The 24,073-nt window shown below is 69.8% G+C and carries 18 protein-coding genes; 9 read left to right on the top strand and 9 right to left on the bottom strand.

Annotation, left to right across the window (positions count from 1 at the left end):
- Nucleotides 1–209 precede the first annotated feature (209 nt).
- On the top strand, nucleotides 210–629 hold the full coding sequence (locus HS104_37145; protein ID MBE7485584.1) for a hypothetical protein: 420 nt from the start codon (nucleotides 210–212) through the stop codon (nucleotides 627–629).
- 122 nt (nucleotides 630–751) lie between these two features.
- Here the strand turns inward: HS104_37145 and HS104_37140 are convergent, their stop codons facing one another.
- A complete protein-coding gene (locus HS104_37140; protein ID MBE7485583.1) occupies nucleotides 752–3,022 on the bottom strand; it encodes a S46 family peptidase in 2,271 nt (756 codons plus the stop codon).
- Between the two features lie 58 nt (nucleotides 3,023–3,080).
- Between HS104_37140 and HS104_37135 the strand changes: the two genes are divergently transcribed.
- The 3 genes from HS104_37135 (at nucleotide 3,081) to HS104_37125 (ending at nucleotide 6,721) form a co-directional block, all read left to right on the top strand.
- On the top strand, nucleotides 3,081–3,902 hold the full coding sequence (locus tag HS104_37135; GenBank protein MBE7485582.1) for an NAD(P)-dependent oxidoreductase: 822 nt from the start codon (nucleotides 3,081–3,083) through the stop codon (nucleotides 3,900–3,902).
- A 75-nt stretch (nucleotides 3,903–3,977) separates the two neighbouring features.
- Nucleotides 3,978–5,747 (top strand): DUF2330 domain-containing protein, encoded by a 1,770-nt coding sequence (locus HS104_37130; protein MBE7485581.1) that lies wholly within the window; start codon nucleotides 3,978–3,980, stop codon nucleotides 5,745–5,747.
- 20 nt (nucleotides 5,748–5,767) lie between these two features.
- Nucleotides 5,768–6,721, top strand: a complete 954-nt coding sequence (locus HS104_37125; protein MBE7485580.1) for a hypothetical protein — start codon at nucleotides 5,768–5,770, stop codon at nucleotides 6,719–6,721.
- Nucleotides 6,722–6,804: 83 nt separating this feature from the next.
- Here HS104_37125 and HS104_37120 read toward each other — a convergent pair whose 3' ends face one another.
- From HS104_37120 to HS104_37110, 3 genes are all read right to left on the bottom strand, one after another.
- Complete coding sequence (locus HS104_37120) at nucleotides 6,805–7,173, bottom strand: type II toxin-antitoxin system VapC family toxin (protein MBE7485579.1); 369 nt, start codon at nucleotides 7,171–7,173, stop codon at nucleotides 6,805–6,807.
- A gap of 748 nt (nucleotides 7,174–7,921) precedes the next feature.
- Nucleotides 7,922–8,941: a hypothetical protein gene (locus tag HS104_37115; protein MBE7485578.1), complete on the bottom strand. Its 1,020-nt coding sequence runs from the start codon at nucleotides 8,939–8,941 to the stop codon at nucleotides 7,922–7,924.
- Nucleotides 8,942–10,022: 1,081 nt separating this feature from the next.
- Nucleotides 10,023–10,931 (bottom strand): SDR family oxidoreductase, encoded by a 909-nt coding sequence (locus tag HS104_37110; protein MBE7485577.1) that lies wholly within the window; start codon nucleotides 10,929–10,931, stop codon nucleotides 10,023–10,025.
- A 247-nt stretch (nucleotides 10,932–11,178) separates the two neighbouring features.
- Between HS104_37110 and HS104_37105 the strand changes: the two genes are divergently transcribed.
- Nucleotides 11,179–11,727, top strand: a complete 549-nt coding sequence (locus tag HS104_37105; GenBank protein ID MBE7485576.1) for a Uma2 family endonuclease — start codon at nucleotides 11,179–11,181, stop codon at nucleotides 11,725–11,727.
- A 20-nt stretch (nucleotides 11,728–11,747) separates the two neighbouring features.
- Here the strand turns inward: HS104_37105 and greB are convergent, their stop codons facing one another.
- A complete protein-coding gene (gene greB / locus HS104_37100; GenBank protein MBE7485575.1) occupies nucleotides 11,748–12,215 on the bottom strand; it encodes a transcription elongation factor GreB in 468 nt (155 codons plus the stop codon).
- A 59-nt stretch (nucleotides 12,216–12,274) separates the two neighbouring features.
- Here greB and HS104_37095 point away from each other — a divergent pair, with 59 nt between their 5' ends.
- Together HS104_37095 and HS104_37090 are read left to right on the top strand one after the other, a co-directional pair.
- Nucleotides 12,275–13,684 carry a hypothetical protein gene (locus HS104_37095; protein MBE7485574.1) on the top strand — a complete coding sequence of 470 codons (1,410 nt, stop codon included), beginning with the start codon at nucleotides 12,275–12,277 and terminating at the stop codon, nucleotides 13,682–13,684.
- Nucleotides 13,685–13,726: 42 nt separating this feature from the next.
- On the top strand, nucleotides 13,727–16,126 hold the full coding sequence (locus HS104_37090) for a PQQ-binding-like beta-propeller repeat protein (protein MBE7485573.1): 2,400 nt from the start codon (nucleotides 13,727–13,729) through the stop codon (nucleotides 16,124–16,126).
- Here HS104_37090 and HS104_37085 read toward each other — a convergent pair.
- Nucleotides 16,123–17,304: a PEGA domain-containing protein gene (locus HS104_37085; GenBank protein MBE7485572.1), complete on the bottom strand. Its 1,182-nt coding sequence runs from the start codon at nucleotides 17,302–17,304 to the stop codon at nucleotides 16,123–16,125. The genes HS104_37090 and HS104_37085 overlap by 4 nt on opposite strands.
- Nucleotides 17,305–17,354: 50 nt before the next feature.
- On the opposite strand from HS104_37085, the gene HS104_37080 reads away from it, so the two are divergent.
- Nucleotides 17,355–19,724 carry a TonB-dependent receptor gene (locus tag HS104_37080; protein ID MBE7485571.1) on the top strand — a complete coding sequence of 790 codons (2,370 nt, stop codon included), beginning with the start codon at nucleotides 17,355–17,357 and terminating at the stop codon, nucleotides 19,722–19,724.
- Nucleotides 19,724–20,284 (top strand): hypothetical protein, encoded by a 561-nt coding sequence (locus tag HS104_37075; GenBank protein MBE7485570.1) that lies wholly within the window; start codon nucleotides 19,724–19,726, stop codon nucleotides 20,282–20,284. Before HS104_37080 ends, HS104_37075 begins: the two co-directional genes overlap by 1 nt.
- A 3-nt stretch (nucleotides 20,285–20,287) precedes the next feature.
- On the opposite strand, the gene HS104_37070 is transcribed toward HS104_37075, so the two are convergent.
- The 3 genes from HS104_37070 to HS104_37060 form a co-directional block, all read right to left on the bottom strand.
- A complete protein-coding gene (locus HS104_37070; GenBank protein MBE7485569.1) occupies nucleotides 20,288–21,421 on the bottom strand; it encodes a C1 family peptidase in 1,134 nt (377 codons plus the stop codon).
- Between the two features lie 23 nt (nucleotides 21,422–21,444).
- Nucleotides 21,445–21,804, bottom strand: coding sequence for a DUF333 domain-containing protein (locus HS104_37065; GenBank protein ID MBE7485568.1), 360 nt, complete (start codon nucleotides 21,802–21,804; stop codon nucleotides 21,445–21,447).
- A 122-nt stretch (nucleotides 21,805–21,926) separates the two neighbouring features.
- Nucleotides 21,927–24,029, bottom strand: a complete 2,103-nt coding sequence (locus HS104_37060) for a hypothetical protein (protein ID MBE7485567.1) — start codon at nucleotides 24,027–24,029, stop codon at nucleotides 21,927–21,929.
- Between the last annotated feature and the right edge of the window lie 44 nt (nucleotides 24,030–24,073).

The following is a 24,073-nucleotide window of genomic DNA, read 5'->3' as shown; positions in this document are numbered from 1 at the left end:
GGTGTCCCTAGTTCGGTGGGCGACAAAGCGGCTCGATACGAGCCGCTCGGCGGTCAGCCGAGCCCCGGGATCACTCGAGCAGTCTTGCCATGATCAGATCACGTTCCGGCACTGAGAGGCGAGTGCGAATGCCGGCCGCGACCGGCGCCGGCCGTTTCGACCGCACGGAAGAGTCGCGTGGCGTTGGCGGGCGCCAGCGGAGCGCGAATGTGGACGCCCCCCTCGTCGCGGCGCTGCTGGTCCTCGGGGCCCTCCTCGCCTGCAAGTCCAAGTCGAACGTGACCGGCAGCGTGTCGTTCAACGGCGCCGCCTTCGAGACCACGGACTGCCAGGTCTCGGAGAGTACCTCCAGCTTGGGCGGCGGGAGCGTGACCACGCACACCGTCACCTTGGTCGATGCCGCGAAGCGTCGGCTCTCGTTCAGCGACTCCGGCGGCATGCGCGTGAGCTACTTCGCCGGCGGCAATTTCGACACCATCGGCTCGGGCTGCGGCAAGATGAGCTTCGTCGGCAGCGTGAAGAGCGGCGGCGTCAGCGGCCACGTCGAGGCCGACTGCACGGGCAGCGGCCATGTCGTCCGCGCCAACTTCGACTTCGCGGGCTGCGGGCAGTACGGCTTCGGGCCGTAGCCTCGGGAAGGGCGCCAAGCGACGCTCTCCCAGGTCTGTTCTTCCTCTTCTTCTTCAGTGGCGTCGCCGCGTCGTGGCGTTCGTGGCGCGAATTCTCCGACTCGCACCGAAGTGAATCGGGCTCAGAGCGCCGGCTTCTTCCCCATCTCTCTCAGCAGGTGATCCGCGCCGTCCACGGCATCCATCACCCAGGTCATGAAGCGCAGATCCACGTGGATGCTGCGGGTGATGTCCGGCATGAACACCCAGTCGCTGGCCATGGCCTCGTAGTTGCCGTCGAAAGCCAGACCCACCAGCTCGCCGCGCGCGTTCAGCGTGGGTGAGCCGCTGTTGCCGCCGGTGATGTCGAGGTCGGCCAGGAAGTCCACGGGCAGCCCGCCCAGAGTCGGGTCCGCGTAGGGGCCATTCTTCCCCGACTTCGCCAGCTCGACCAGGCGCGGCGGCGCATCGAACGGCTCCTTGCCGGTCGCCTTCGCGACCAGCTCCTTGGCCGTGGTGAACGGCGTGAAGACGGGCGCCTCAGGCGTGGGGCGGTAGCCGCGCACCGTGCCGTAGGTCACTCGCAGCGTCCCGTTCGCGTCCGGGGCGACGGGGGTCGGCGCGTGCTCCCGGAGCGCCGCCACGTAGAGCGGGCGGATCAGGGCGAGCGCGCCGCTCTCGGCGTCGGAGCGGTCGTCGCGCTCCTTGAACAACGGCCGGAGCGCCAGCCCGAGCCGGATGAACGGGTCCTTGCTCGCGCCGAGCTCGGCCGTCTTGGCCTTCTTGACGAGCTCGAGCCGGGTCTTGGTGTCTTCGAGCTTGGTCTCCTTGTACAGACGCTCGACCGCTGCCTCGATGTTCTTCTCGCTCGGCTCGGCCTTGCCCAGGAAGACGGGCAGGACGCGCTTCTTGGCGTTCTCGTCCGCGTGCTTGGCGATCCGCCCGAGCGCCAGCCGCAGCATGGCGCTGTCGAGCTTCCGCGAGTAGCGCTTCTCGAGCGCCTGCTGCTCCTGCTCGATGCGCTGCCAGTTGCGCTGCTGGAACTCCGGCTTGCGCTGCGCGTCCGCCTTGGGACGCTCCTCGGCCATACGCACGATGGTGTGCGCGGCGCCGACCAGGCTCGACATGCGCTCGACCTCGCTCAACGCGTAGCCGAGCTCGCGGTGCTTCTTCCGCTCTGCGAAGTGCTTCTCCAGCCGAGGCAGCACCTCGCCGAAGCGCTTCTGCCGCTCGGCGTCCGCGCCTATCCAGGTCGAGAGGGCCACCTCACGCTTCTTGCGCAGCTCCGCGGCGCCGCCTTTCGTCAGGCCCTCGAGCGACCCCTTGGTGTAGGTGAGCGCGTTGGCGAGCCCTCGCTCCGTGGGCCGCGCCTTGATGGCCACGTCCGGGTCTTCCTTCCCGAGCTTCTCGATCAGGGCGAGGTAGTCCTCGAACAGGCGGATGCGCTTCGGGTAGTACCACTCGACGGCCTCCGCAGTCTCCTCCGCGGTGGACAGGCGCATGGTCCGCCCGGGGTAGCCCGCGACGAACACCAGGTCGCCGGGGCCGAGCCCCCGCTCGGCCAGCCGCAGGTGCATGCGCGGCTGGTACGGCACGTTGTCCGGCGAATGGTCGGCGGGCTTGCCGTCTTTGCCGACGTAGGCCCGCAAGAACGCGAAATCACCGCCGTGGCGCGGCCAGCGCCAGTTGTCGATCTCGCCGCCGAAGTTGCCGACGCCTTCGTGCGGCGCGTACACCAGGCGCACGTCCTTGATCTCGAGCTTCTCGATCAAGAGGTACTGGCCGCCGCCGAAATAGCTGGCCAGATCGCAGCGCACGTTCGGCTGCTTCTCGCACTTGGCGATCAGCTCCTTCTCGCGGCTCTCGATGGTCTCGTGCCGCTTCTTGTCGTCCTTGATCTGCTCGAGGCCCGAGCGCACGAAGTCGGTGACGTCGCTCAGGGCTTGCGTCACGTAGACGCGAGCCGTGGGACCGTTCCACTTCTCTTCGGCGCGCGACTTTGCCAGGTAGCCGTTCTTGAGCAGGTTTTGTTCCGGCGTGGAGTTGTAGCCGAGGGCACCGGTCACGCAGTGGTGGTTGGTGACGATGAGCCCCTCCGGGGAGACGAAGCTGGCGGAGCAACCACCCAGGCTGACCACCGCGCCGAGCGGATAGGCCATGGGGTCCGCGAGCTTCTTCGGATCGAGCTCGAGGCCGAGCTTCTGGAGCGTCTCGACGTGGGCCTCGAGCTGCTTCGGCAGCCACATGCCGCCCGGGTTCTCGAACTCGGGTCGCGCCGCCTTGGGCCCGGGCGCGGGCGTGGAGGCGCTCGCCGCCGGTAGCGGCGCGGCAGCCGGGGACGCGGCCGGCCTGTCGCTGCAGCCAGCCAGGACGATCAGAGCGAAACACGGCGCGAGAGTCGATCGACACCCCATGGGACCGGCGCATAGCACGGGCCCGGCGCCGGGCGAACGGTGCTAGCTTCCGCCCACCATGGCAGATCTGAAAGGCAAGACGCTCTTCATCACCGGCGCCAGCCGGGGCATCGGCAAGGCCATCGCCCTCCGGGCGGCCCGGGATGGCGCGAACGTCGCCGTCGCGGCCAAGACGGCTGAGGCGCACCCCAAGCTCCCGGGCACGGTGTTCAGCGCGGTGGAGGAGATCGAGGCGGCCGGCGGCAAGGGCCTGGCCTGCATCACCGACATCCGCTTCGAAGAGCAGGTGCTCGAGGCGGTCAAGCGCACGGTGGACACCTTCGGCGGCATCGACATCCTGGTCAACAACGCCAGCGCCATCAGCCTGACGGGCACGCTCGCGACCCCGATGAAGCGCTACGACCTGATGCACCAGATCAACACGCGCGGCACCTTCCTGTGCTCGCAGGCCTGCATCCCGCAGCTGAAGAAGGCCAAGAACCCTCACATCCTGAACCTGTCGCCGCCGCTGAACATGGAGGCACGCTGGTTCGGGCCGCACGTGGCCTACACCATGGCCAAGTTCGGCATGAGCATGTGCGTGCTGGGCATGGCGGACGAGTTCGCGAGCGACGGCATCGCCGTCAACGCGCTCTGGCCCCGGACGGCCATCGCCACCGCCGCGGTGCAGAACCTCCTGGGCGGCGACGACGCCGTGAGTCGCTGCCGCAAGCCCGAGATCATGGCCGACGCGGCCTACTGGATCCTGACGCAGCCCAGCCGCGCGTACACCGGCCGCTTCGCCATCGACGAGGACGTGCTCCGCGCCGCAGGCGTGACTGACTTCGATCAGTACGCCAACGCGCCGGGGACCGAGCTCCTGCCCGACTTCTTCGTGTAGGCGTGCGCAACCGGCGCGCCCGGCGTATCCTGTGGGCTTCTGGCTCTGGGCGGAGCCACTGGTCGGGAGGCACGGATGCGCGCTTGGGCTCGGGTGTGTTTGGGGTTGTCGGTGCTGGCAGCGGCGGGCAGCGCGCCGTCACGGGCGGAGGCTTGCGGCGGCACCTTCTGCGATCAGGCTCCGCCTGGCCAGCCGCCGATGCCCGTCGATCAGACTGGCGAGAACGTGCTGTTCGTGATGCAGAACGGCTTCGTCGAGGCGCACATCCAGATCCAGTACCAGGGTGACCCCGCGCGCTTCGCCTGGATCATCCCCATCCCGGTCGAGCCCGAGCTGAGCGTCGGCTCGCAGCTGCTGTTCACGAACCTGATGAACGGCACGGTCCCCACCTTCACCACCACGAACAGCTTCCAGAGCTGCGGCAGCGACACGAGCTCCGGGAGCTCCAGCGCCGGCTGCGCCATGTCCAGCGCCGACAGCGCCGGCGGCTCCTTCGTGCCCAGCAGCGGCGCGGGCGGCGCCGGGCCAAACACCAAGGCGCCCACCATCGTCGGGCGCCAGGCCGTCGGCAACTTCGAGACGTTGACCCTGAAGCCGACGGACGCCAAGGGCATGCTCGACTGGCTGGTGCAGAACAACTACGACGCCGACCAGGCCGACGCCGAGCCCATCCTGAAGGAGTACATCGACAAGAAGTACGTGTTCGTGGCGTTGAAGCTCCAGCCGAACACCGGCGTCGACGAGATCCACCCCATCGTCGTGCGCTACCAGGGCACCGAGCCCTGCGTGCCGCTGAAGCTCACGCGCATCGCCGCCGTCGAAGACATGACGGTGCGCACGTTCTTCCTCGGCGATCAGCGCGTGGTGCCGACCGGCGGCTACAAGCACGTCACCCTGAACGACGCCCGCCTCGACTGGACCAACCTGGGCCAGAACTACGACCTGGCCGTGTCGCGCGCTGTGGACAGCCCCGCCGCCAACGGCCGCGCCTTCATCACCGAATACGCCGGTCCGACCAACGTGGTCAGCTCGTCGGGCATTTCCCAGTCGAACTGGGACGGCGTCATCCTGAAGACGCTCGAGCCGGAGGCGGTGGTGGCGCGGCTGCAAGCCTGGAACCTGCTCGACTGCTTCTCCGCCGCGAGCTGCACCTCGCCGCACCCGCTGGTGTTCCCGCTCCTGGACCGCTACCTGCCACCGCCCGCCGGCGTGTCGCCGGAGGAGTACTACTCGTGTTTGAGCTGTTACCCCGGCGCGGATCTGAGCGCCTGGAACGCCGACGCCTTCGGCGACGACTTCGACGAGCTGGTCGCCACCCCCGCGCAGCACGCCACCGAGGTCTTGCTGGGCAACGTCTACCTGACGCGCATGCTGACGCGCATCTCGCCCGAGGAGATGACCGAAGATCCGATGTTCCTCGAGTGGCCGAAGCCGCTGCCGGACGTCTCCAATCAGCTCTCGGCCGTGCGCACCACCCGCTGCGACGGCAACCTCGTCACCACCACGAGCACCGGGCGCAGGGTCGCGGGCACCTCGGCCCCGGGCGACCTGCCCACCGATCTGCCTTGGGCGTCGAGCGTGGAGGAGTTCACCCAAGGGGGCGAGTACCTGCTGCTCGTGGACAACGACGACGAGATCGACTCGGCGCTCGCCGGTTACAACCAGAGGGTCGCGCCCGAGAGCGCGACCAGCGCGAGCGGCCTGGGTGACGAGACCAATGCGTCCTGCGGCTGCACGCTGCCCGCGAAGCGCGCGAGCCACGGCATCCTGCTCGCTCTCCTGGGCGCGCTCGGCCTACTGAGGAGAGCGACGCGAACGCGCGTTCGGCGCGCAACCAAGACCTGAAACGTGGTACGCTCGATTGTTTGCTGCGACGCCTCGCTCACCCTGCGCTCCTGACCGTGAGCCTCGCCGCGTGCGCGGGTGAAGAGTTCACGCCCGCGGGCGGCGGCGCGAGCGGCGGTGCAGCTTCCGGCGGTGCCTCGAGCGGCGGCGCGGCTGGCTCCCCGAGCGGCGGCGCAGCCGGCTCTGCCAGCGGCGGATCGAGCGCGGGGAGCGGTGGATCCTCCGGCGCTCCGGCAGGTGGTACGGGCGGCGTCGGGGGCGCGCCGAGCGGCGGCGGCACGGGGAGCGGCGGCGCGCCGAGCGGCGGCGGCACGGGGAGCGGCGGCAAGGGCGGCACGGGGGGCGGCTCCGGCGGTAGCGGGGGCGTCGCCTCGAGCTGCCCTGCCGGCGGCATCCAGAGCTTCCAGGACGCTTTCTCCACTCCGCTGAACAGCTCGGCGTGGAGCCCGTACTACCTGAGCAAGGGCACCATCGGCACGAGCTCGGGGGTCCTTCACGCGAAGCCGGGCATGGACGCTGGCCACCACGTCGGCATCACATCGAACGCGTCGTACAGCCTCGACGGCTGCGCGCTCTGGATCGAGGTGCCTCAGGTGCTCTCGAAGGGCTGGAACGGCGAGACGTACCTGATGGCGATGGTCGATGGCTCGATGGACGCCGAGATCACGGCGACTCCCGACGCCGCGTCACCGTCGGGTCTGAAGCTCGTGTTCGGCGTGGAGCAAGGCGGCTCCGAGAACAACCAGGCGATCCCTTACGACCCGGCGCTGCACCGCTGGTGGCGCATGCGCTTCCCCGCCGGAAAGGTCGGCTTCGACACCAGCGCCGACGGCAAGACCTGGGTCGAGCAGCGGGTCGCGAATCGCCCGACTGGCATGAACAAGGCTTTCGTCGAGCTCGGGGCCGGCACGTTCTCCAGCAACGGTACCCAGCCCGACGCGACGTTCGACAACCTCAACCTGCCGCCCCCCTGAGACGAGAAGGGCGACGAGCCCTGTCCCGTCGCACTGGTCGCGATCGGCGCCTGCCTCGCTGCGATGGTGGGGCGGAACCGTGCTCATACCTTCTCGAACCCGGCCTCTGCCCAGAGCTTCTTCTCGAAGGTGGCGAGCGCGGAGCACCCCGCTTCGAGGGCACGTTCTCGAATGACGTAGGCGGCGAAGTCGCCCTTGCCGGCCTGGAATGCGGTGAGCGCACGATGAACGATGTCGGCATCACCCAGCTGGACCTGCTTGGCGCGGGCAAGATCGAGCCGGAGCGCCGCGATCTCCCCGCGGGGCACGCGATAGGCCCCCTCGAGCACCCAGACGACCTCACACAAGACCACGTCGGAGATGAAGAGCCGTTCACCCTTGGCGAGCGCCCGGCGGAACAGCTGCCCGGCGCGCTTCGACTGATGGGCGTCGTCCTCAACGAGGAACCTCACCAGCACATTCGTGTCGACCCCAATCATCGGCTCCCGCTGGCGCGCCTCTTCGTCACTGCGCGCCGGACCGCAGCGTCCATGTGGTCCAAGGACAGCCCGCGTGAGGCCGGGCTCGCGCTTCGCTCTCTGGCGGCTCGTTCGGCGTTCGTCGGGATCGGGGTGGGGATGAGGTCGCGGGCGCGCACCTATCCCGACGATGGGCTCCGGCAGGTGCTGCATCACCTGATCCGCACGCAGCCGAGCGCCCCTGAAGCAGAAAGCCGAAGGGCGACGAGCTCTCGCCCGCCGCCCTCGTGGTTTCTCCGTGGGGAGACGCCGCTCACATCATCGCGAACTTCATCGCGGCGCCGGCGGCCTCCATGGCGTTGCCGTAGGCCTTGGCGCCGGTCATTTTCCTGCCTCCCCCGGTCGTTGCTCGCCGCGCTGGCGCGCGGCTGCGCGCCGCCTGCCCCCTCCAAATCGGTGCTCGCGCCGGCGTTTCGAGAAAGAAGGTGTGGCTCGGCTCGGGATGCTGCGTGTGAGGAGAGCGCTGCTTGGGGCCGGCGCTGCGCGCCGATGGAGGGGGCGCGTCCTTCCGAGCTTGGCAGCGCGTGCAAAGACCCGAACGGCAGGAGCCTCCGCCGCAAGAACCTCCCGCTCACCGGCGCATCATCCAACGATGAGGGGCCGACGGCGGGCGTGGTTTCGATGCCCGCTCGGTCCTGCCCAGCACCGCGACGCGGTTCCGCTCCGCGCGCGTTCGCCAGGACTACTCCGGGGTTGCCGAGGCCGACACCCGCAGAATCGCGCCCGTTTGAGAATCCACCCCGGGCTTCGCCAGGAAGAAGACGTCATCCACATCGACGGCGACTTCGAGCGGTTGGCATAGTTCGGACGCCCAAACAGCCCGCTCCGACGTTTCCAGGTCCACGCGCACGAGTTGGCCGGCGCACACGCCCTTGCCCCAGTCCGTGAAGAACAGCGCCGGCCCGACGGCGAAGTTCAACAGCACTCCCACGCCGACCTCCGTCGCGAGCACCCTCGTCAATCCGCCCGATTCACTAATTCGGCGGATAGCCGACTGCTCCCCATACCCCGACGCCCAATACACGAATCCCCCGTGCGCCACGAGAGCCACCAGCGACGCGTCCGTGGGCACCAGCTCGCTAGCTGCCGTCTCGGCGAACGGAACGCCGTCGATGCGGCCGGGGCCTTGGAAGTACACGGTCGTGTGGGAAGCCACGAGCTCATGGTCGTGGGCGGACGAAAGGAGGGTCTCCGGCGGCCCCCCACCCATGGAGATGCGCCGCAGGCGGTTCACGTCGGTGAACCATATGTAGCCGCCGGCAGCGACGAGCCGATGAGGGGCGCTCGAATCCAGCACGGTCAGCGTGGAGACCTCCCCGCCGTCCACGGAAACGCGGCGGATCCATCCTGCGTTGGCGAAGCAGCCGGAGCAGCTCTTCTCGCGCTCGGTGAAGAAGACCTCGGAGTCTGTGACGAAGACGTCTCCCAACGACAGCTCTAGGGGGCGCTCGGTCAGGACTTTTCGCGCGCGCGTTTCCCTGTCGACTCGCACGAGGCGCCGGACACCGCCCGCAAGGTCCACGGTCGTCACGAAGACGCTCGAGGAGTTGACTCGGAGATGGCCGATGACGAGTTCGTCAGTCGCCGCGTAGACCACGTCGGGACGAGCATCGCCTCCCGAGGTCGCGGTGCTCGGCTGCTCGCCGCAGGCCGGCAACCAGAGTCCGAGCAGGGCGATCGGCGCGATGAAGAGTGGTTTCACGCAAGGCGAATTCTCCCGCCTGACCCGACGCCGAGCAACTCCCGCGAGCACCTGCGCAGAGCTGAACGCGAATCTTGCTGCCGATTACGGCCTGCTGAGATCTGCGTCGCGCTGTGGCACGCGCCAGCTCCTTTCCCCGCCGACTGTTCGTGCGCGCTCCGCCCGCCCGCGCGATCGCAACTATGCCTGCCTCGTTTCTCCCGGCGCCCCGCCCCCGCCGCAAACACGAAGGGCGACGAGCTCTCGCCCGCCGCCCTCGGTTTCGCGGAACGGAAGCGTCTCACATCATCGCGAACTTCATCGCGGCGCCGGCGGCCTCCATCGCGTTGCCGTAGGCCTTGGCGCCGGTCATTTTCCTGCCTCCCCCGGTCGTTGCTCGCCGCGCTTGCGCGCGGCTGCGCGCCGCCTGCCCCCTCCAAATCGGTGCTCGCGCCGGCGTTTCGAGAAGAAAGGCACTGCTCGATTCGGAAAGCTACCGCTGAGGAGAGAGCTGCTTCGGGCCGGCGCTGCGCGCCGATGGAGGGGGCGCGTCCTTCCGAGCCTGGCAGCGCGTGCGCAGACGGCAGGAGCATTGTCAGCATCGGTCGAGATCCGCAGGGGTGCGGCCGCTCCTGAAGCGGAGCTGCTTCGAACACAGCAGGCGCCCGCGCTTGTGCTCCGCCAAGTGCGCTCTGAGCGAGGGCTCGACGCGAGCCAACCGCCCGCTGCGCGACATGCTGGCGGGGCCGCTGCGGTTATTCACGCAGGCGCGCCCGCGAGCGAAGCGAGTTCTCCCCAACGGGGAGAAATGTGACCAACCGTCATGTGGCACAAGCGCGCACTCCGACGGACAGATCGACGAGGTCGCTCGCCGACGCGTTGAGCCGTGAGCGAACGATGCGGGTCTGTTCGCGTCCTGTTTCGTGAGGGGGATCTCCGCTCCTTCGGTCGTCTTGACGACACCGCCGCCAACGGCGAGACGTGGGTCGACCTGCCATGCGGCGAGGCGCGATCTCCGACGACTGAACGCGCCGCCACCCTGAGACGACGAAGGGCGACGAGCCGAAGCCCGCCGCCCTCGGTTTCGCGGAACGGAAGCGTCTCACATCATCGCGAACTTCATCGCCGCTCCGGCGGCCTCCATCGCGTTCCCGTAGGCCTTGGCGCCGGTCATGTCGTTGATCTTCGCCCACTGTTCGGCGACCGCCTCGGGGCTGACCTTCTCCACCGGCAGGCCGATGCCTTCGGCTTCCATCACGGCCACCCGCGAGAAGTAGCCGCCGCCGACCGCGTAGACCTGCGCGCTGTCCTCGCACTTGTCGGAGACCAGGTAGGCGACCAGCGCGGACACGTACTCCGGCGCGAGCTTCTCCAGCACGTTCGGCGGCATCACGGTCTCGGTCATGCGGCTCTTGGCGATGGGCGCGATGACGTTGACCTTGATGTTGTACTTGGCGCCCTCGTGGGCCAGCGTCTTGCTCAGGCCGACGATGCCGAGCTTCGCCGAGCTGTAGTTGGCCTGGCCGAAGTTGCCGTACAGGCCCGCAGCGCTGGTGGTGTTCACCACGCGGCCGTAGTTGTTCTCGCGGAGCAGCGGCCAGGCGGCCTTGCTCACGTACATGGTGCCGGTCAGGTGCACGCGCAGCACCTTGTCCCAGTCCTCGTCGGTCATCTTCAGGAACGAGACGTCGCGCAAGATGCCGGCGTTGTTGATCACGATGTCGAGCTTGCCGAAGGCTTCCTTGGCCTTGGCCACGATCTTTTGGGCGCCCTCCCAGGTGTCCACGCCGTCGTAGCTGGCCACGGCCTGGCCGCCCGCCGCCTTGATCTCCTCGACCACCTTGTCGGCCGCGGAGCTGCCGCCGCCGCCCGTGCCGTCCATGGTACCGCCGAGATCGTTGACCACGACCTTGGCTCCGCGCTTGGCGAGCAGAAGCGCGTGCGCGCGCCCCAGACCACCACCGGCACCCGTGACGATTGCGACTCGATTGTCGAAACGAAGCTCGGACATGTTGCCTCCTTGAGGACCGCTGTTCCCGTTCTGCCAGTGACGGCGCTCGGGGGCTTCGGGACGGAAGTCCCAAAGGCGGGGGGAAGCTAGGTCAGATTTGCGCCAGATGGAACCCTAGCTTCGTCGCCGCAAGGTCCGGTGGGCGCCGCCCACGCTCCCGCCCTCCCCGCTTCGCACGACCGCTCTCTCCGCCCGTTGCCCGCTGCGCTCGCCCTCTCGTCTGGCGCGCCGGTGCTATGCTCGCCGCATGGCCCAGGCGCACGTCACTCCCCGTCGGCTCTCGCGCGCCGAGTACGACCGCATGGCTCAGCTCGGCTTCTTTCGCGACGAACGGGTGGAGTTGATCCGCGGTATGGTCGTGAAGATGTCGCCCATCGGGCCGCCCCACGCCAGCATCGTCGATAGGCTGACCCGCGTGCTGGTGCGTGCGCTCGGCGAACGAGCGCTGGTGCGCATCCAACAGCCGCTGCTCGCGTTCGACGAGTCCGAGCCGGAGCCGGATGTGGCGGTCGTGCGAGAGGGCAGCTACTTCGAGCGACACCCCGATTCGGCCTACCTGGTCATCGAGGTGGCCGAGACGTCGCTCGACTACGACCGCGACACCAAAGGTCCGCTCTACGCCGCCTCCAACGTGGACGAGTACTGGGTGATTGACGTGGCCGCGCGGGCGATCGAGCTCTACACCGACGCTGAGGGCGGTCGATTCACCCGCGTCCGACGCGTGGTGGCAGGCGGCACGGCCACTCCACACGCGTTCCCCGATCTGGTCGTCGAGGTCGAGAAGCTCTTCGGCTGATTCGAGTTGAGAATCCTCCCTCACTCGTAGCTGATCGAGCAGATCTGAAGCTCGACCTCGCCGGCCGGGCGCCGCACCGTCACCACGTCGCCGACCTTCCGCTTCATCAGCGCGGTGCCGAGGGGGCTCTTGAAGCTGATGGTCCCCGCGGCGGGGTTGACCTCGTCGGGGCCGACGATGCGGTAGCGCTTGCGCTGGCCGTCTTCGTCCTCGACCTCGACGGTGGCCCCGAAGTACACCGACTGGTGCGCGGCCTCGTCGCGTTTGACCACCACCGCCGAGTCGAGCTTCTTGGTCAAGAAGCGGATGCGGCGGTCGATCTCGCGCAGGCGCTTCTTGCCGTAGATGTACTCCGCGTTCTCGGAGCGGTCGCCCTGCGCCGCGGCGTCCGACACTTCTTGCACCACCCGCGGCCTCTCGACGTGCAGCAGGTTCTTGAGCTCTTCCTGGTACTTCTTCGCACCTTCGGGCGTGAGGTAGGTCGCCATCGGGGTCGGCGAAGAATAGCGCGATTGCAGAAGAATCGAGCTACAACCGTCGAACGGACGTGAACAAGAGGCGCCTGCTCCTGGTCGTGCTCGCGCTGCTCGGCGTGTTGATCGCCGGGGGCGGCGTGTTCGCGCTGTTCTTCGCCAAGCCGATGGCGTTCGACCTGGCGGTGAAGCGCGCCCGCGAGCACGGCGTGGAGCTCCGGCCGAAGGACGTGTCGATCGGCTTCGGCAGCGTGACCGTGCGGGAATCGAGCTTCGAGCTCACGGGCCTCGGCGCCATCCACGGCACGATCCGCGAGCTCGACGTGTCGCTGCGCTGGACGCGCCCGGTGGGCATCCGCCTGAGCGGCGTGGACGTCGAGGCGGTCGGCTCCGCGCCGGCGCTCGGGCTGGGCGTGACGGAGTGGGCGAAGCGCTACCCGGAGACGCTCCGCCTGCCGACCGAGGCCCGGGAGGTGACGCTGACCTGGCGCAAGGCCGCGAAGGCGGAGCCCTGGCTCACGCTCTCCGGGGGCAGCGTGTCCCGCGCCGGCGCAGAGACCCACTTCAGCGCCGAAAAGAGCGTGCTCGGTGTGTGCAGCGAGCGCGACGAGGGCGCGCCGGTCTGCCCGGATCTCGGCAAGCTCGGCGCCGCCTGGACCGCCGACGAGGCGGAGGTGGCCATCGGCTTCGGGGTCGAGGACGTGGGTCGCGCGCCGGTCCGGCTGAAGATCCAGCACGCGCTGCCGGAGCCGACGGCGGACATCACGCTGACGCCCGTGGCCCTGGAGCGGCTGGCGGGGCCGTTCGGGGTGAAGCTCCCGGTGAAGAACGTGACCGCCAGCGCAACGGTGCACCTGGTGATGCCCAAGGGGCTCGAGGGCGGCGCCATCACCGGCACGCTGGACTCGGCCCTGAAGGGCTACATCCCGCCTCACCCGCGCGAGATCGACGGCTTCGTGTTCGGCGACACCACGACGTTGTCGGCGAAGCTTCGGGTGGACGAAGCCCGAGAGCGCGCCGATCTTTCCGAGGTGAAGGTCACCGCCGGCGCGTTCAAGCTGGGCGGCACGGGCAGCGTGTTCCGGGAGGACGACCACGGGGCCGTGCGCCTGGATCTGACCGGGAACCTGCCCTGCTCCGCGCTCGCCGGCGCCGCGGTGGACAGTCACCTCGGCAAGGCCCTGGGAGGCCTCGCTGGCCAGCTGGCCCGTCAGCTCGTGAAGGGTAGCGTCGGCATCACGGTCGGGATCTCGGCGCGCTCCGACGATCTCGAGAACGCCAAGGTCACGAAGAAGGTCGGCATCGGCTGCGGGCTCAAGCCGCTGGAGATCGGCGGCTTCGACGTGGGCCAGATCCTCGAAGGCAAGCTGCCGCCGATGCCCAGCGGACTGCCGCCGATGCCCAGCGGGCTGCCTCCGCTGCCGAAGATCGACTTCAAGGTCGACCCGCCGCCGAAGAGCGAAGCTCCGAAGGAGCCGAAGTGACCGGGAAGGTCGGCTCCCCTCGCGCGTAGGAGGTCTGACACCATGCTGCGCCGGCTGGTCGTGATCTGCGCCGCAGCCGCTCTGAGCTGTGCCGCGACACCGGGCCCGGCTCCGAGGCCGCCGCCCGCGCCGGCCACGGCACGCGACAAGCCGCTCTCGCCCGAGCCACCCGCGGCCAAGCCCGGCGAGGCGCCGCTCCCGACGCGCTGCGAGCGGGCAAGCTCGAAGCTCGCGCTCGCCGACGCGCTGGGCTCGCAGGGATACGCCGCGCGGGCCAGGCGCCTTTCGGAGCAAGCCGCGGCGCTGTGTCCAGACAAGCAGCGGGCCGCGCGCGCGCTCCTGGAGCGCGACGCCGCCGCGCTCGTGGCGGCGGGCAAGGGCATCGCGGCGACTGCGGACGCGCTCTGGGCGGCCTCTCGATCGGCGAGCGCGGCCGGGGATCTGCCCAAAGCGCGCCGCCTGGCCTCCCTCGCTGCGGCGCGCTTCGAGCAGGAAGGCGCAAGAGTCTCGACCTGGACCGGCGTCGCGAGCGTGTCGGCCATGGCGCTGTCGCGGGACGGCTCGAGCTTGCTCGGCAGAGGTGAGGGCGGCGAGCTCCTGATTCTGGACACCAAGCGCCTGGAGCCGCGGGTCTTCCTGGGTGAGCTCTCGGCCTCGGTGGAGGCAGCGCAGTTCTCGCCCGACGGGCGCACGGTGGCGCTGCTCGAACGCGGCAGCGTCGTGCTCTACGACACGGCGAGCGGCGCCCAGGGCAAGAGGCTCGAGTGGGCCGAACAGCCCATCCAGGCCTTTGCGTTTTCGGTGGACGGCGCCAGCGTGTTCACCGGCGCCCGCTCCGGCTTCGACGCGGTGCTCCGGCGCTTCGACGTCCGGACTGGCGACTCGGCGGGCGAAGTGGTGTTGCCGAAGGTGGGTTCGATCAGCGCGCTCGCCGTGTCGCCGGACGGCGGGACGCTGGCGGTGGCTTCGGACCGCGACGTCTTGACGACGTTCGACGCCAAGAAGCTGACGAAGCTGAAGGTGCTGGGCAAGGCGCCCCAGGGCGTCTCCGCGACGGTGCTCGCGTTTTCGCCGACGGGGGATCGCCTGGCGTCGGTGTCCGCCGCGACGGCGCTCGACGTCTGGGACGTCGCCACCGGCAAGGCGCTGAGCCACGCGACCCTCGATCGCCCGTGGCGCGCGACGGTCCTGGGATTTTCCGGCGACGGCAAGCGGATCCGCACCACCGGCGGCACCTGGGGCGAGGCGCTGGCGGACTTCGACGCGGCCACGGGTCAGCCCCTCTCGTCCAAGACGCTGCCGAGCGGCGAGCAGGTGTTGTCACCGGACGCCGCCGTGGTCGCGGTGAGCACACGAAGCGGCGGTCTCGCGATCGTCGATGCGTCGTCCGGCAAGGTCACGCTGGAACGCAGCCGCGCGCCCCAGCGCGTCGAGGCCCTCGCCGCTGCGGACGGTCACCTGGCCCTGGCGCGCGTCGTGCGCGAGAGCGGCAACGACCACGTCGAGGTCTTCGTGGTCGGCCCGCGCGCGGAGCCTGCGCGCTTCTTCAGCGTGCCCGGCTACAAGGCCACGCTGGCGCTCTCCCGCTTCGGGCAGCGCCTCGCCGGCAACTTCGGCGGCAAGAGCGTCCGCGCCTGGGACGTCGCGAGCGGCAAGCCCCTCGAGCTGCCGGACGCGCCAGAGTGGGTGGACGCGCTGCACTTCGCCGGAACCGACACGCTGCGGGGCGCCGGCGGTCCGTTCGAGCTCCAGCTCTTCTCCCTCGGCTTCGGCGACGCGGCCTGGCGCACCGAGCACAAGCTCCGGCGCGGGCGTCGCGTCCTCGGGTTGTCGGACTCCCGCGCGGCCACCATGACCGAAGACGCGCTCCTGGTGCTCGACGTCGGCAAGAGCGCGCCGCTCAGGCTGAGCCCCGAGAAGGACACCCGGGCGCTCGCCCTCTCGCACGACGGCAAGGTCCTGATCCTGGTCTCGGCGCGCGGGACCGAGCGCATGGCTCTGCCCCGCGGCGCGCCACGAGAGCTGCTGTCGAGCCGCTGCACCGACGGCCCTGCCGCCGTGTCCGCGGACGGCACGGTGGTGGTCGCGCGCTGCTCCTACAAGGAGCTCGCGCTCTTCGCGGCGTCCGGCAGGGTGACCCGACAGGCCGAGGCGGGCCACCTGGCGCTGTCGCCCGACGGGCGCGTCGTCGTGACGGAGCGCGACGGACGCGTGCGCATCGCCGGCCAGGACCTCAAGCCCCGGGTCACTCTCGAGCTGTCGGCGCTGCCCGGCGGCGTGATCGCTCGCGCCGACAGCGGCGAGCTCGAACGCTTCGGCCAGGGGTCGGAGAGCGATCGCCCGTTCTGCCGCGCCGGCAAGCGCGCTTTCCCGTTCGAGCTGTGCGAGGACGTGGCCTACCGGGATCACCTGGTGCTGGACGCGCTCCTGGGCGCCCCCTAGCGCTTCGCCACGTCTTCCCACTCGCGCTCGCGCTCGCCGAGGTAGATCCGCACGAACAAGCTGGTGGTGACGAAGCCCGCCCGAAACGCCTCGTCGCGCGCGTTGGCCCAGGTGCCCAGCAGGAGCCCCACCTGCAGTCCGCCTTCGACGTGATCGCTGGCGCGGAAGCCCACGGGTTGAAGGTACGGGTGCAGGAAGAACGACGAGCGCGGGCGCCAGGTGTCGTCCTGCGAGCGCTTCGCAGCCGCGAACATCCAGCCGCTCGTCACGCCCAACCCCAGGCGCAGGGCTCCCGGCGCCACCGCGAACGCGACGTCGGCGCCCACTGGGACCAGCGCGCCTTCGCTGCTCCCCGCCGGCAAGCTCGCGAGGCCCAGCTGCAGCACGAAGGCGTCGCCGACCGGCGCGGCGTAGAACGCCTCGATTCGCGCACCGATGGCGATGCCGGGCTCCGAGCCCGGCGGCCGGCGCGCAGCGATGTAGCCCAGGGTGCCGGCTCCGATGCCGAGCCGAGGCAACGCCTCCGGCGGCGGCGGTGGCGGCGGCGACAGGCAGGGCTGCAGGCACACGCGCGGCTCGCAGTCCGGCTCGAAGTGGATCACCTGCGTGGTGCCCGGGGAAAGCTCGATGCTCCGCGCGAGCTCGCAGAGCTCGACGACCAGCCGAACCTCGTGTCTTCCCGGTGCGAGCCTGAGCGTCGCGGAGAGCGGGAGCGCGCCGACCGGCTTGCCGTCGATCTCGACGCGCGCGCCGGGCACACCGCCTTCCAGCGTCAGCGCCGCGGTGACTTCCTCGAGCTTCGCCAGCTCGGTCTGAGCGAGCTGCAGCGTCGCGGGTGAATCGGCACAACGCACGAGCTCCGTGAGGTGTGCGTGCGCGCTGGCGACGTCGCCCGCCTTCTGTTCCGCGTCGGCCAGGTAGAGCAAGAGCTTGGGCAGCCGCGTCCGCTCGTAGGCCTTGCGCCAGAGCTCGGCGGCGCGGGCCGGATCGTCGCTCTGGAGAGCCCGCATGCCTTCCTCGTAGAGCGCCCTGGCGGCCGCCTTGTCCTCCGCGCTGGGCGGCTCGCGGGTTGGACACGTCTCGGGCCCGTCCGCTCGACTGGGCGTGGCGATCCCGGCCAGGGCCGACGCCACGAACAGCGCGCGGCGCGCCAGGATGGCTTCGCGGTCCGGCGGCATGTCGTCCAGGGTAGCCCCGGCGCGACCCCGCGTTATACAGGCGAGGAGCCATGCGGCGATCCCTGGCGATCTGGGCTCTCGCCCTGACCACCGCAGCAGCGCAGGCCCAGCCGGCGCCCGAGGCGCCGCCGCGGCCGAACATCGTCGCCCCGAAGGTCATCTCCGACACCGTCGTCGACTACCCGCAGGGCGCGAAGGGCGACGCCACGGTGGTGCTCACCCTGGTCGTGGACAGGACTGGCGCGGTCACCTCCGCGGTGCCGAACGCGCCGAACGAGCCGTTCTCGTCGCTGGCCGCGGAACGGGCGAAGAGCTGGAGGTTCGAGCCCGCCACGCGGGACGGCACGCCCATCGTCGCCAAGATCCGCGTCGAGGTGGTGTTCCGTGAGCCCGAGCCGGAGCCAGAGCCGGTCCCGCAGGCGGAGCCGGAGCCCGCGCCGGCGGCGAAGGCGAAACCAGAACAGATCGAGGTGATGGTCTTGGGCGAGCACCCGGAGCCGTCGCGCACTGCCTCGCTCTCGCGGGCGGAGGTGCGGCAGATCCCCGGCACTTTCGGCGATCCTTTCCGCGCCATCGAAGCCCTGCCCGGCGTCACTCCCATCGTCTCCGGCCTGCCGTTCTTCTTCATCCGCGGCGCGCCGCCGGGCAACGTCGGCTACTTCCTCGACGGCGTCCGCGTGCCGCTCTTGTTCCACGTCGGCATCGGCCCGTCGGTGGTGCACCCGGTGCTGATCGACCGCGTCGATCTGTATCCAGGCGGTTACCCCGCGCGCTTCGGCCGCTTCGCCGGCGGCATCGTGGCGGGCGAGACCACCGAGCCGAACCCGGAGCTGCACGGCGAGTACAACCTCCGGCTGTTCGACGCCGGCGCGGCGGTGGAAGCGCCGTTCGCCGCCGGCCGCGGCACGGCCCTGGTCGGCGGTCGCTACTCCTACACGGCGTTCATCCTCTCGGTGCTCTCCCCGGAGACGCTGCTCGAGTACTGGGACTACCAGGCCCGCGCCACCTACGATCTCACCCACGACGATCGGGTCGGCGTGTTCGCGTTCGGCTCCTACGATTTCTTGGGCCAGAAGACCCAGGGCGAGCCCCTCACGCTGTTCGCCACCGAGTTTCACCGCGTGGATCTGCGCTACGACCGCCAGCTCCCCCGGGGCAGGATGCGCACGGCTTTCACGTTCGGAGTCGATCGCTCGCTGGTGCAGCAGGATCGCTCGGTGGTCAGCCGGCTCTACGGCGGCCGCAACGAGGTGGAGCAGCGCATCGACGAGCACGTGCGCGTGCGCGCTGGCAGCGACGTGATGCTCGAGACCTACGGCATCGAGCTCGGCAGCCAGGTGCTCTCGCCGGCGGCGGCCCGTGCGGCGGCGTTCTTTCCCTCGCGCACCGATCTCTCGGTGGGCATGCGCGCCGACGCCATCATCTCGCCCCACTCCGCCTTCGCCGTGACGCCGGGCCTGCGCATCGACCTCTACGCCTCCGAGGGCCAGAGCGCGGTCGGCATCGACCCGCGTCTGGCCACCCGCACCCAGGTGAGCGAGCGCGTCAGCTTCCTGACTGCCCTGGGCATCGCCCACCAGCCGCCGGCGTTCGTGGTTCCGGTCCCGGGCTTTCAACCGGGGGGCCTGCGGGGCGGCCTGCAGCGCGCGATCCAGGAGAGCATGGGCGTCGATCTCGATCTGGGTGACTCCACCACCTTCACCGCGACGGTGTTCCAGAACGCCTTCTTCAACATGAGCGATCCCCTGGGAGTGACCGAGCCGGAGCTCGACGGCTGCCCGCCGGGCTCGTACCCGGACGACACCATCGGCGGCGACTTCGGCGCCGCCCCCGACAACCCGCCGGACTGCGCCAACCGCTTCGACCCCGGCACGCTCGGCCCCGACCGCAGCGGTGGCGGCGGGCAGGGCGCCGACAGCCGCGGCGGCCGGCGCTTCGCCGAGGTGTTCGAGGTGCGGACCCTCGGCGCTTCCTACGGCCTCGAGCTGTTCTTGAAGCGCAAGATGACCAAGAAGCTCGGCGGCTTTCTCTCCTACACGCTCTCTCGTTCGACCCGCAGCTACGGCGAGCGCAAGTACGTAGCGACCTTCGATCGCACCCACGTGGCCAACGCGGCGCTGGCCTACGATCTGGGGCGGCGCTGGCGCGCCGGCTCGCGGGTCGTGTTCTACACGGGCCTGCCCAAGCCCCCGGATCCGTTCGACGGCTCGACCCGACTGCCACCGTTCTTCCGCATCGACCTGCGCCTCGAGAAGCGCTGGCAGCTCACCCCCACGGTGTGGATCAGCGCCGTCGCCGAGGCCATGAACGCCACTCTCAACAAGGAAGCCGTGCAGAGCGAGTGCACGCTCGCGGGCTGCGAGGCCGAGGAGATCGGGCCCGTGACCATCCCCAGCATTGGTGTAGAAGGAGGATTCTGATGTCCCGCTTGCGAGCGCTCTGCTTCACGGCCGCCCTTCTGGCGGTCGGCTGCGCCGACGACAAGGCCGAGCCGTCGCCGCCCTGCGACGAGGAGTGCCGGGACCGAACCGCCGTTCGCGCGCTGCGCGAGACGATGAAGCTCGTCTACAACATCACGCTCCAGGGCAACCCGGTGGGTCCTCAGGACGAGTCCACCCCCTGCCCGCTCGGCGGCAGCGCCCACGTTTTCGGCACTGCCACCTCGAACGCGAAGTTCGGCGCCACGGAGGTCGAGCTGACCTACGAGCTCGCGGCCTGCCACTACCTTTCCCGCGACGAGCAGCCCAGCGAGAACTACGACATGACGGTGACCGCCACCGTGACCCAGACCGGCACGCTGGCGGTCCAGCCCAGCGCGACCACCGCGCTCGTGATGCAGAGCGCGTCGGTCACGCTGAGCGGTAACGTCTACGACCCGCCCCTGGACTACCTTGCGGAGAGCTGCGCCGTCGAGCTCGGACAGAGCGGGAACAACTTGTCGGGGACGATTTGCGGGCGGGAGGTCGGGCTGGATCTATGACGCTCAAGGCGTCGTCGCGCCCGTGATGTAGTACCCGTACTTCGCGTAGGTCTGCACGTACTCGTAGCTCAGCCGCACGTAGCCGGCGTGGCCCGAGTCCGCGCCCCAGCTGTTCTTCATCTCGAAGTAGTTACCCGGGCGGTTGTAGCCGACCATCAGCATGGCGTGTCCCGCGTATGCCGCGGCGGGGTTGCCTCCGACCAGCTGCACGTCGATGACGCCGGTGTCGAGGGTGGTGTCGGACCAGTCTGCGCCCGCGACGTACACGCCGAACACGATGTCGTTGCCGGCGGCCAGGATGCTCTCCAGGTAGTTCGTGTTCTCGGCGACCTGAGTCCCGCTGCCACCCTGCGCGGTGGCGAAGAGCAGCTGCGTGGCCGTGTGCCCATGGGTCGCGGTGCTGGTGCAGGTTGCGGGCACCGTGACGTCGCACGCCGGGAGCGCCTGGGTGTAGGCCCAGTTGGCGCAGGCCCGATCGGTGGTCAGGTAGCCGGCGGCCTGCCAGGTCTGGATCCCCACGTCCCAGCAGGACTTCTTGCTCTCCTTGGCCATGAAGATCTCGTGGGCGTGTTGCTCCGAGAGATCCCGGGTCGCGTCGCTCTTCCACTTGTACCAGGACTCGATGCCAGCCATCGCCGCGTGCGCTACGCAGGTTCCGCGACCGCCCTGGTTCTTGATCGTCGTCTGGCGGCCCGCGTGGCTGGTGGTCTCGGGGATCACGGTGATCTTGATCGGCCGCTCGAACTTGAAGTACGGCTTCGCGACGTAGGCTTGGTACGCCTTCAGCTTCGGGTCGAGGGCCGTTGCCGCTGTGAGCAGCGCCTTGTCCGGCGTCGGCTCCGGAACGTCTACGCGCTCCATGGTCACCTTGCGCTTGCTCTTGGCCAACGTCAGCTGCGGGAAGCCCTTCGCCGTGTAGCTCAGCGCCGCCTGGACCTTGGCTTCCACGTACGCGGGCTTACCGGCGATGGCCTGCTTGAGCTTCGCGCCCGCCGCGATCGGCTTCTCCTTCACCGCGACGGGCTTCGCCTTCGCCACGGCCTTCGGCGGATCCGCGTCCGCTGCACCCCCGAGCGTCAGCGCCACACCCACCGCTACCGACAGCGCACCGAACAGCACCGAGCGACGATGAATCATGATCTACCTCCGTGACGGCTCGCTCACGGCGAGCACTTACCGGTCTTGTCCCGACAACTTCCGGCCGAACAACGGCCGCGGTAGAAATCCCACTCGCCGCAGCGCGACCCGTCGGCGAACACGCAGACGCCGACCTCTCCGGCTGGCTCCGTGACGATCTCCAGCGTGCCGCCGTGCTTCTGGCAGTGAACGGACGCCGGATTGGCGAGCCCCGAGGTCGAAGCCTCGAGCGGCTGCGCCACGCTGCTGTCGGAAGGCGCGGCGGCAGGCGGGCTCACCGACGACGGCGACGCGGGTGCGTCGCGCGCGACCGGGCTCGGCGTGCACGACGGCGCTCCCAAAAGGAACAACGGCAGAAGCGCGCGCGCCTTCGACGCCAACATGCGCGCGCGTCGGGTGCAAGGCGCATTCCAGTGCGAATGACCGCGCTTGTCGCGAATGGCGCAGGCGCTCTGACGAAGAAATCGCCGGGAGCGCACGAGAGCGCGGCAAGCTTTGCAGAGAATCAGCGCCCGAGCGCCGACAGAACCGTCACCGCCTTGCGCGAGCGCTCCGCGGCCTCCGCATCGAGCTCGGCGATGCGCTTCCGGAGCGCCTTGGCGGAGTCCTCCGCGGCGAGCAGCCGCTTCGCCACCGCCTCGGAGCCCCTGCCCTTGGACAGCGCCCGGGCGTGCTCGCGCAGGCGGAGGATCTCACTGGACACCTCGCGGTACTCCGCGCGGCGCTTGCCGAGGGCGCCGCGGCGAACCTCCGCTTCGAGCGCGAGCTCCGCGGACCGGAGCACCACGCTCTTCTGGCTCTCCGGCAGGACGCGGGCGAGCTCCCGGAGTCGAGCCGAGCCGAGCTTCGTCGGGTCGTGCCTACGGGTCAGTCCCTCGTCCACCGTGAGCTTCTTCTCGAGCTTCTGTCGTGGGCCTATCGCGAAGACGGCGGAGGCTTTGTCTGCGTTCGAGTCCCAGGCCAGCTCGTCGGCGCCCTCGACCTTGGCGTTGTTCACGTAGCCGAGCTTCAGGAACACGTCGCGCCCGGAACCGCTGCGATTCTCCAGCGCCAGCTCGACGCGGTGGCGCCTCACGAAGTGCTCCACCAGCTGGCCACGCTCGAAGCCCAAGAGCTTGGTCGAATCGCTCGACGACGACGCCTTCTCGCTGAGCTCCACGTCGAGATCGACGCCGAACTCGATCACCTGAGTCTCCCGGGGCTTCATCCGCGCGAGGGCTGCCTCGCCGGCGAATCCCCCATCGGCGAAGACCGCGATGGTCCCGGGCGGCAAGGTCTGCGTTCCCTGGTGCGTCACGTGCACCGCGCTGCGAGCGCTCTGCCCAGCCGCCGAGAAGAAGGCGATGCGCCGTGCCTGGATGCCGTCGCCCAGGAACGGAACGAGGGCCGAGCCGTGCGCGCGCAGATCCACCGGCTGCTTCAGGCTGTAGCGGAACATCGCGCCGGCCTCGACGCCCTCCGCCGGCGCCACGCTGGCGAGGTTCCCCACCGACAAGATCGAGCTCGCGCCAGGAGCGCCGATGCTGCCGGTGCCGGCGCCGTGCCCGAGGGTGCCGATGCTGCCGAGGCCGACGCCCTCGCCGCGTCCGCCGCCGCCCTCGCCGATTCCGGACAGGCCGAGCCCACCAGCACCGTAGGAGTCGCCGGTCCACATCGAGTCCGGGGTCTGGTCCATCAGCTGCGGCACCGTGGACATCTCTTGCTCCGGCGTCACCAGCTCGCGGCGCGCGTAGCGAGGCGCCGCCAGCGGGAACAAGAAGCTGTCGGGGCGCCCGTTGACCAGATCGACCATCACGCCCTTCCACTCCTCCTCGGTGTCGTTGTGGAGCAGCGCCCAGGCTTGAATCTGGCTCTTTTGGTCCGCCTTGTCCCCGAGCACGAGCCGGTAGGTCACGCGCCATACCGGCGTCTCCGCCACGTAGCCCAGGGACACGCTCTTTCCACCCTTGGCCATCACGCGCAGATCCTTCATCACACGCGCGCTGCGGTCGCTCAGCGCGTCGAGCGCGGAGCCGAGCCGTGACGCGTACGCCGGATCGGTGGGCCGCACCGAGGCGATGTCGGCGACCTTGATGCGCCGGAGCTCTCCACCCTTGGTGAAGAGCACGACCACCGGCTGCTTCTTCAGCGTGCACTCGCCGGCTTTGGCAGGAACCGACACGCACTCTTCCAGGTCGCTCGACGCCGCGTCCGAGAGCTCCACCAGCTTGCCGTTCAACCTCTGGGCACCGGCCTTCAGCTCGACCGCAGCTCCCTTCAAGCTCTTGAGCAGCGCGTGCAGGTTCAGCGGCGCGTCGTCCGCCGAGAGGCCAGCCAGCGAGCGGGCCATGCTTCGGCTCACGCTGCTCCCGAACTCGACCCCCGCCACGCTGCCGTTCTTGGGATCGTCCGTCAGCACGACCAGGGTCTTGAGCGCGTCGTCGAGGTGCCCGGCCGGCACGGGCAGGGCCGTGGGCTTGCCGTTCACGCCGCCGGTGCGCTCGAAGTAACCGACGCCGGTCTCGTACAGGCGGACGCGCTTGAGTGGCAACGTGCCGTCGGCCAGGGCGGCAGGGCCCAGGGTCAGGACAAAAGCCGAGGAAATCAGGGTCGAGCGAAGCTTCGCCATCCGTCGCCTCCGAAGCACGGTTGTCGGAGCCGGACGCTCCGAAT

This window comes from Polyangiaceae bacterium, assembly GCA_015075635.1.
GTDB lineage: Bacteria > Myxococcota_A > Polyangia > Polyangiales > Polyangiaceae > JADJKB01.
The sequence above is the reverse complement of the archived record's forward strand: the minus strand, read 5'-3'. Positions and strand labels throughout refer to the sequence as shown.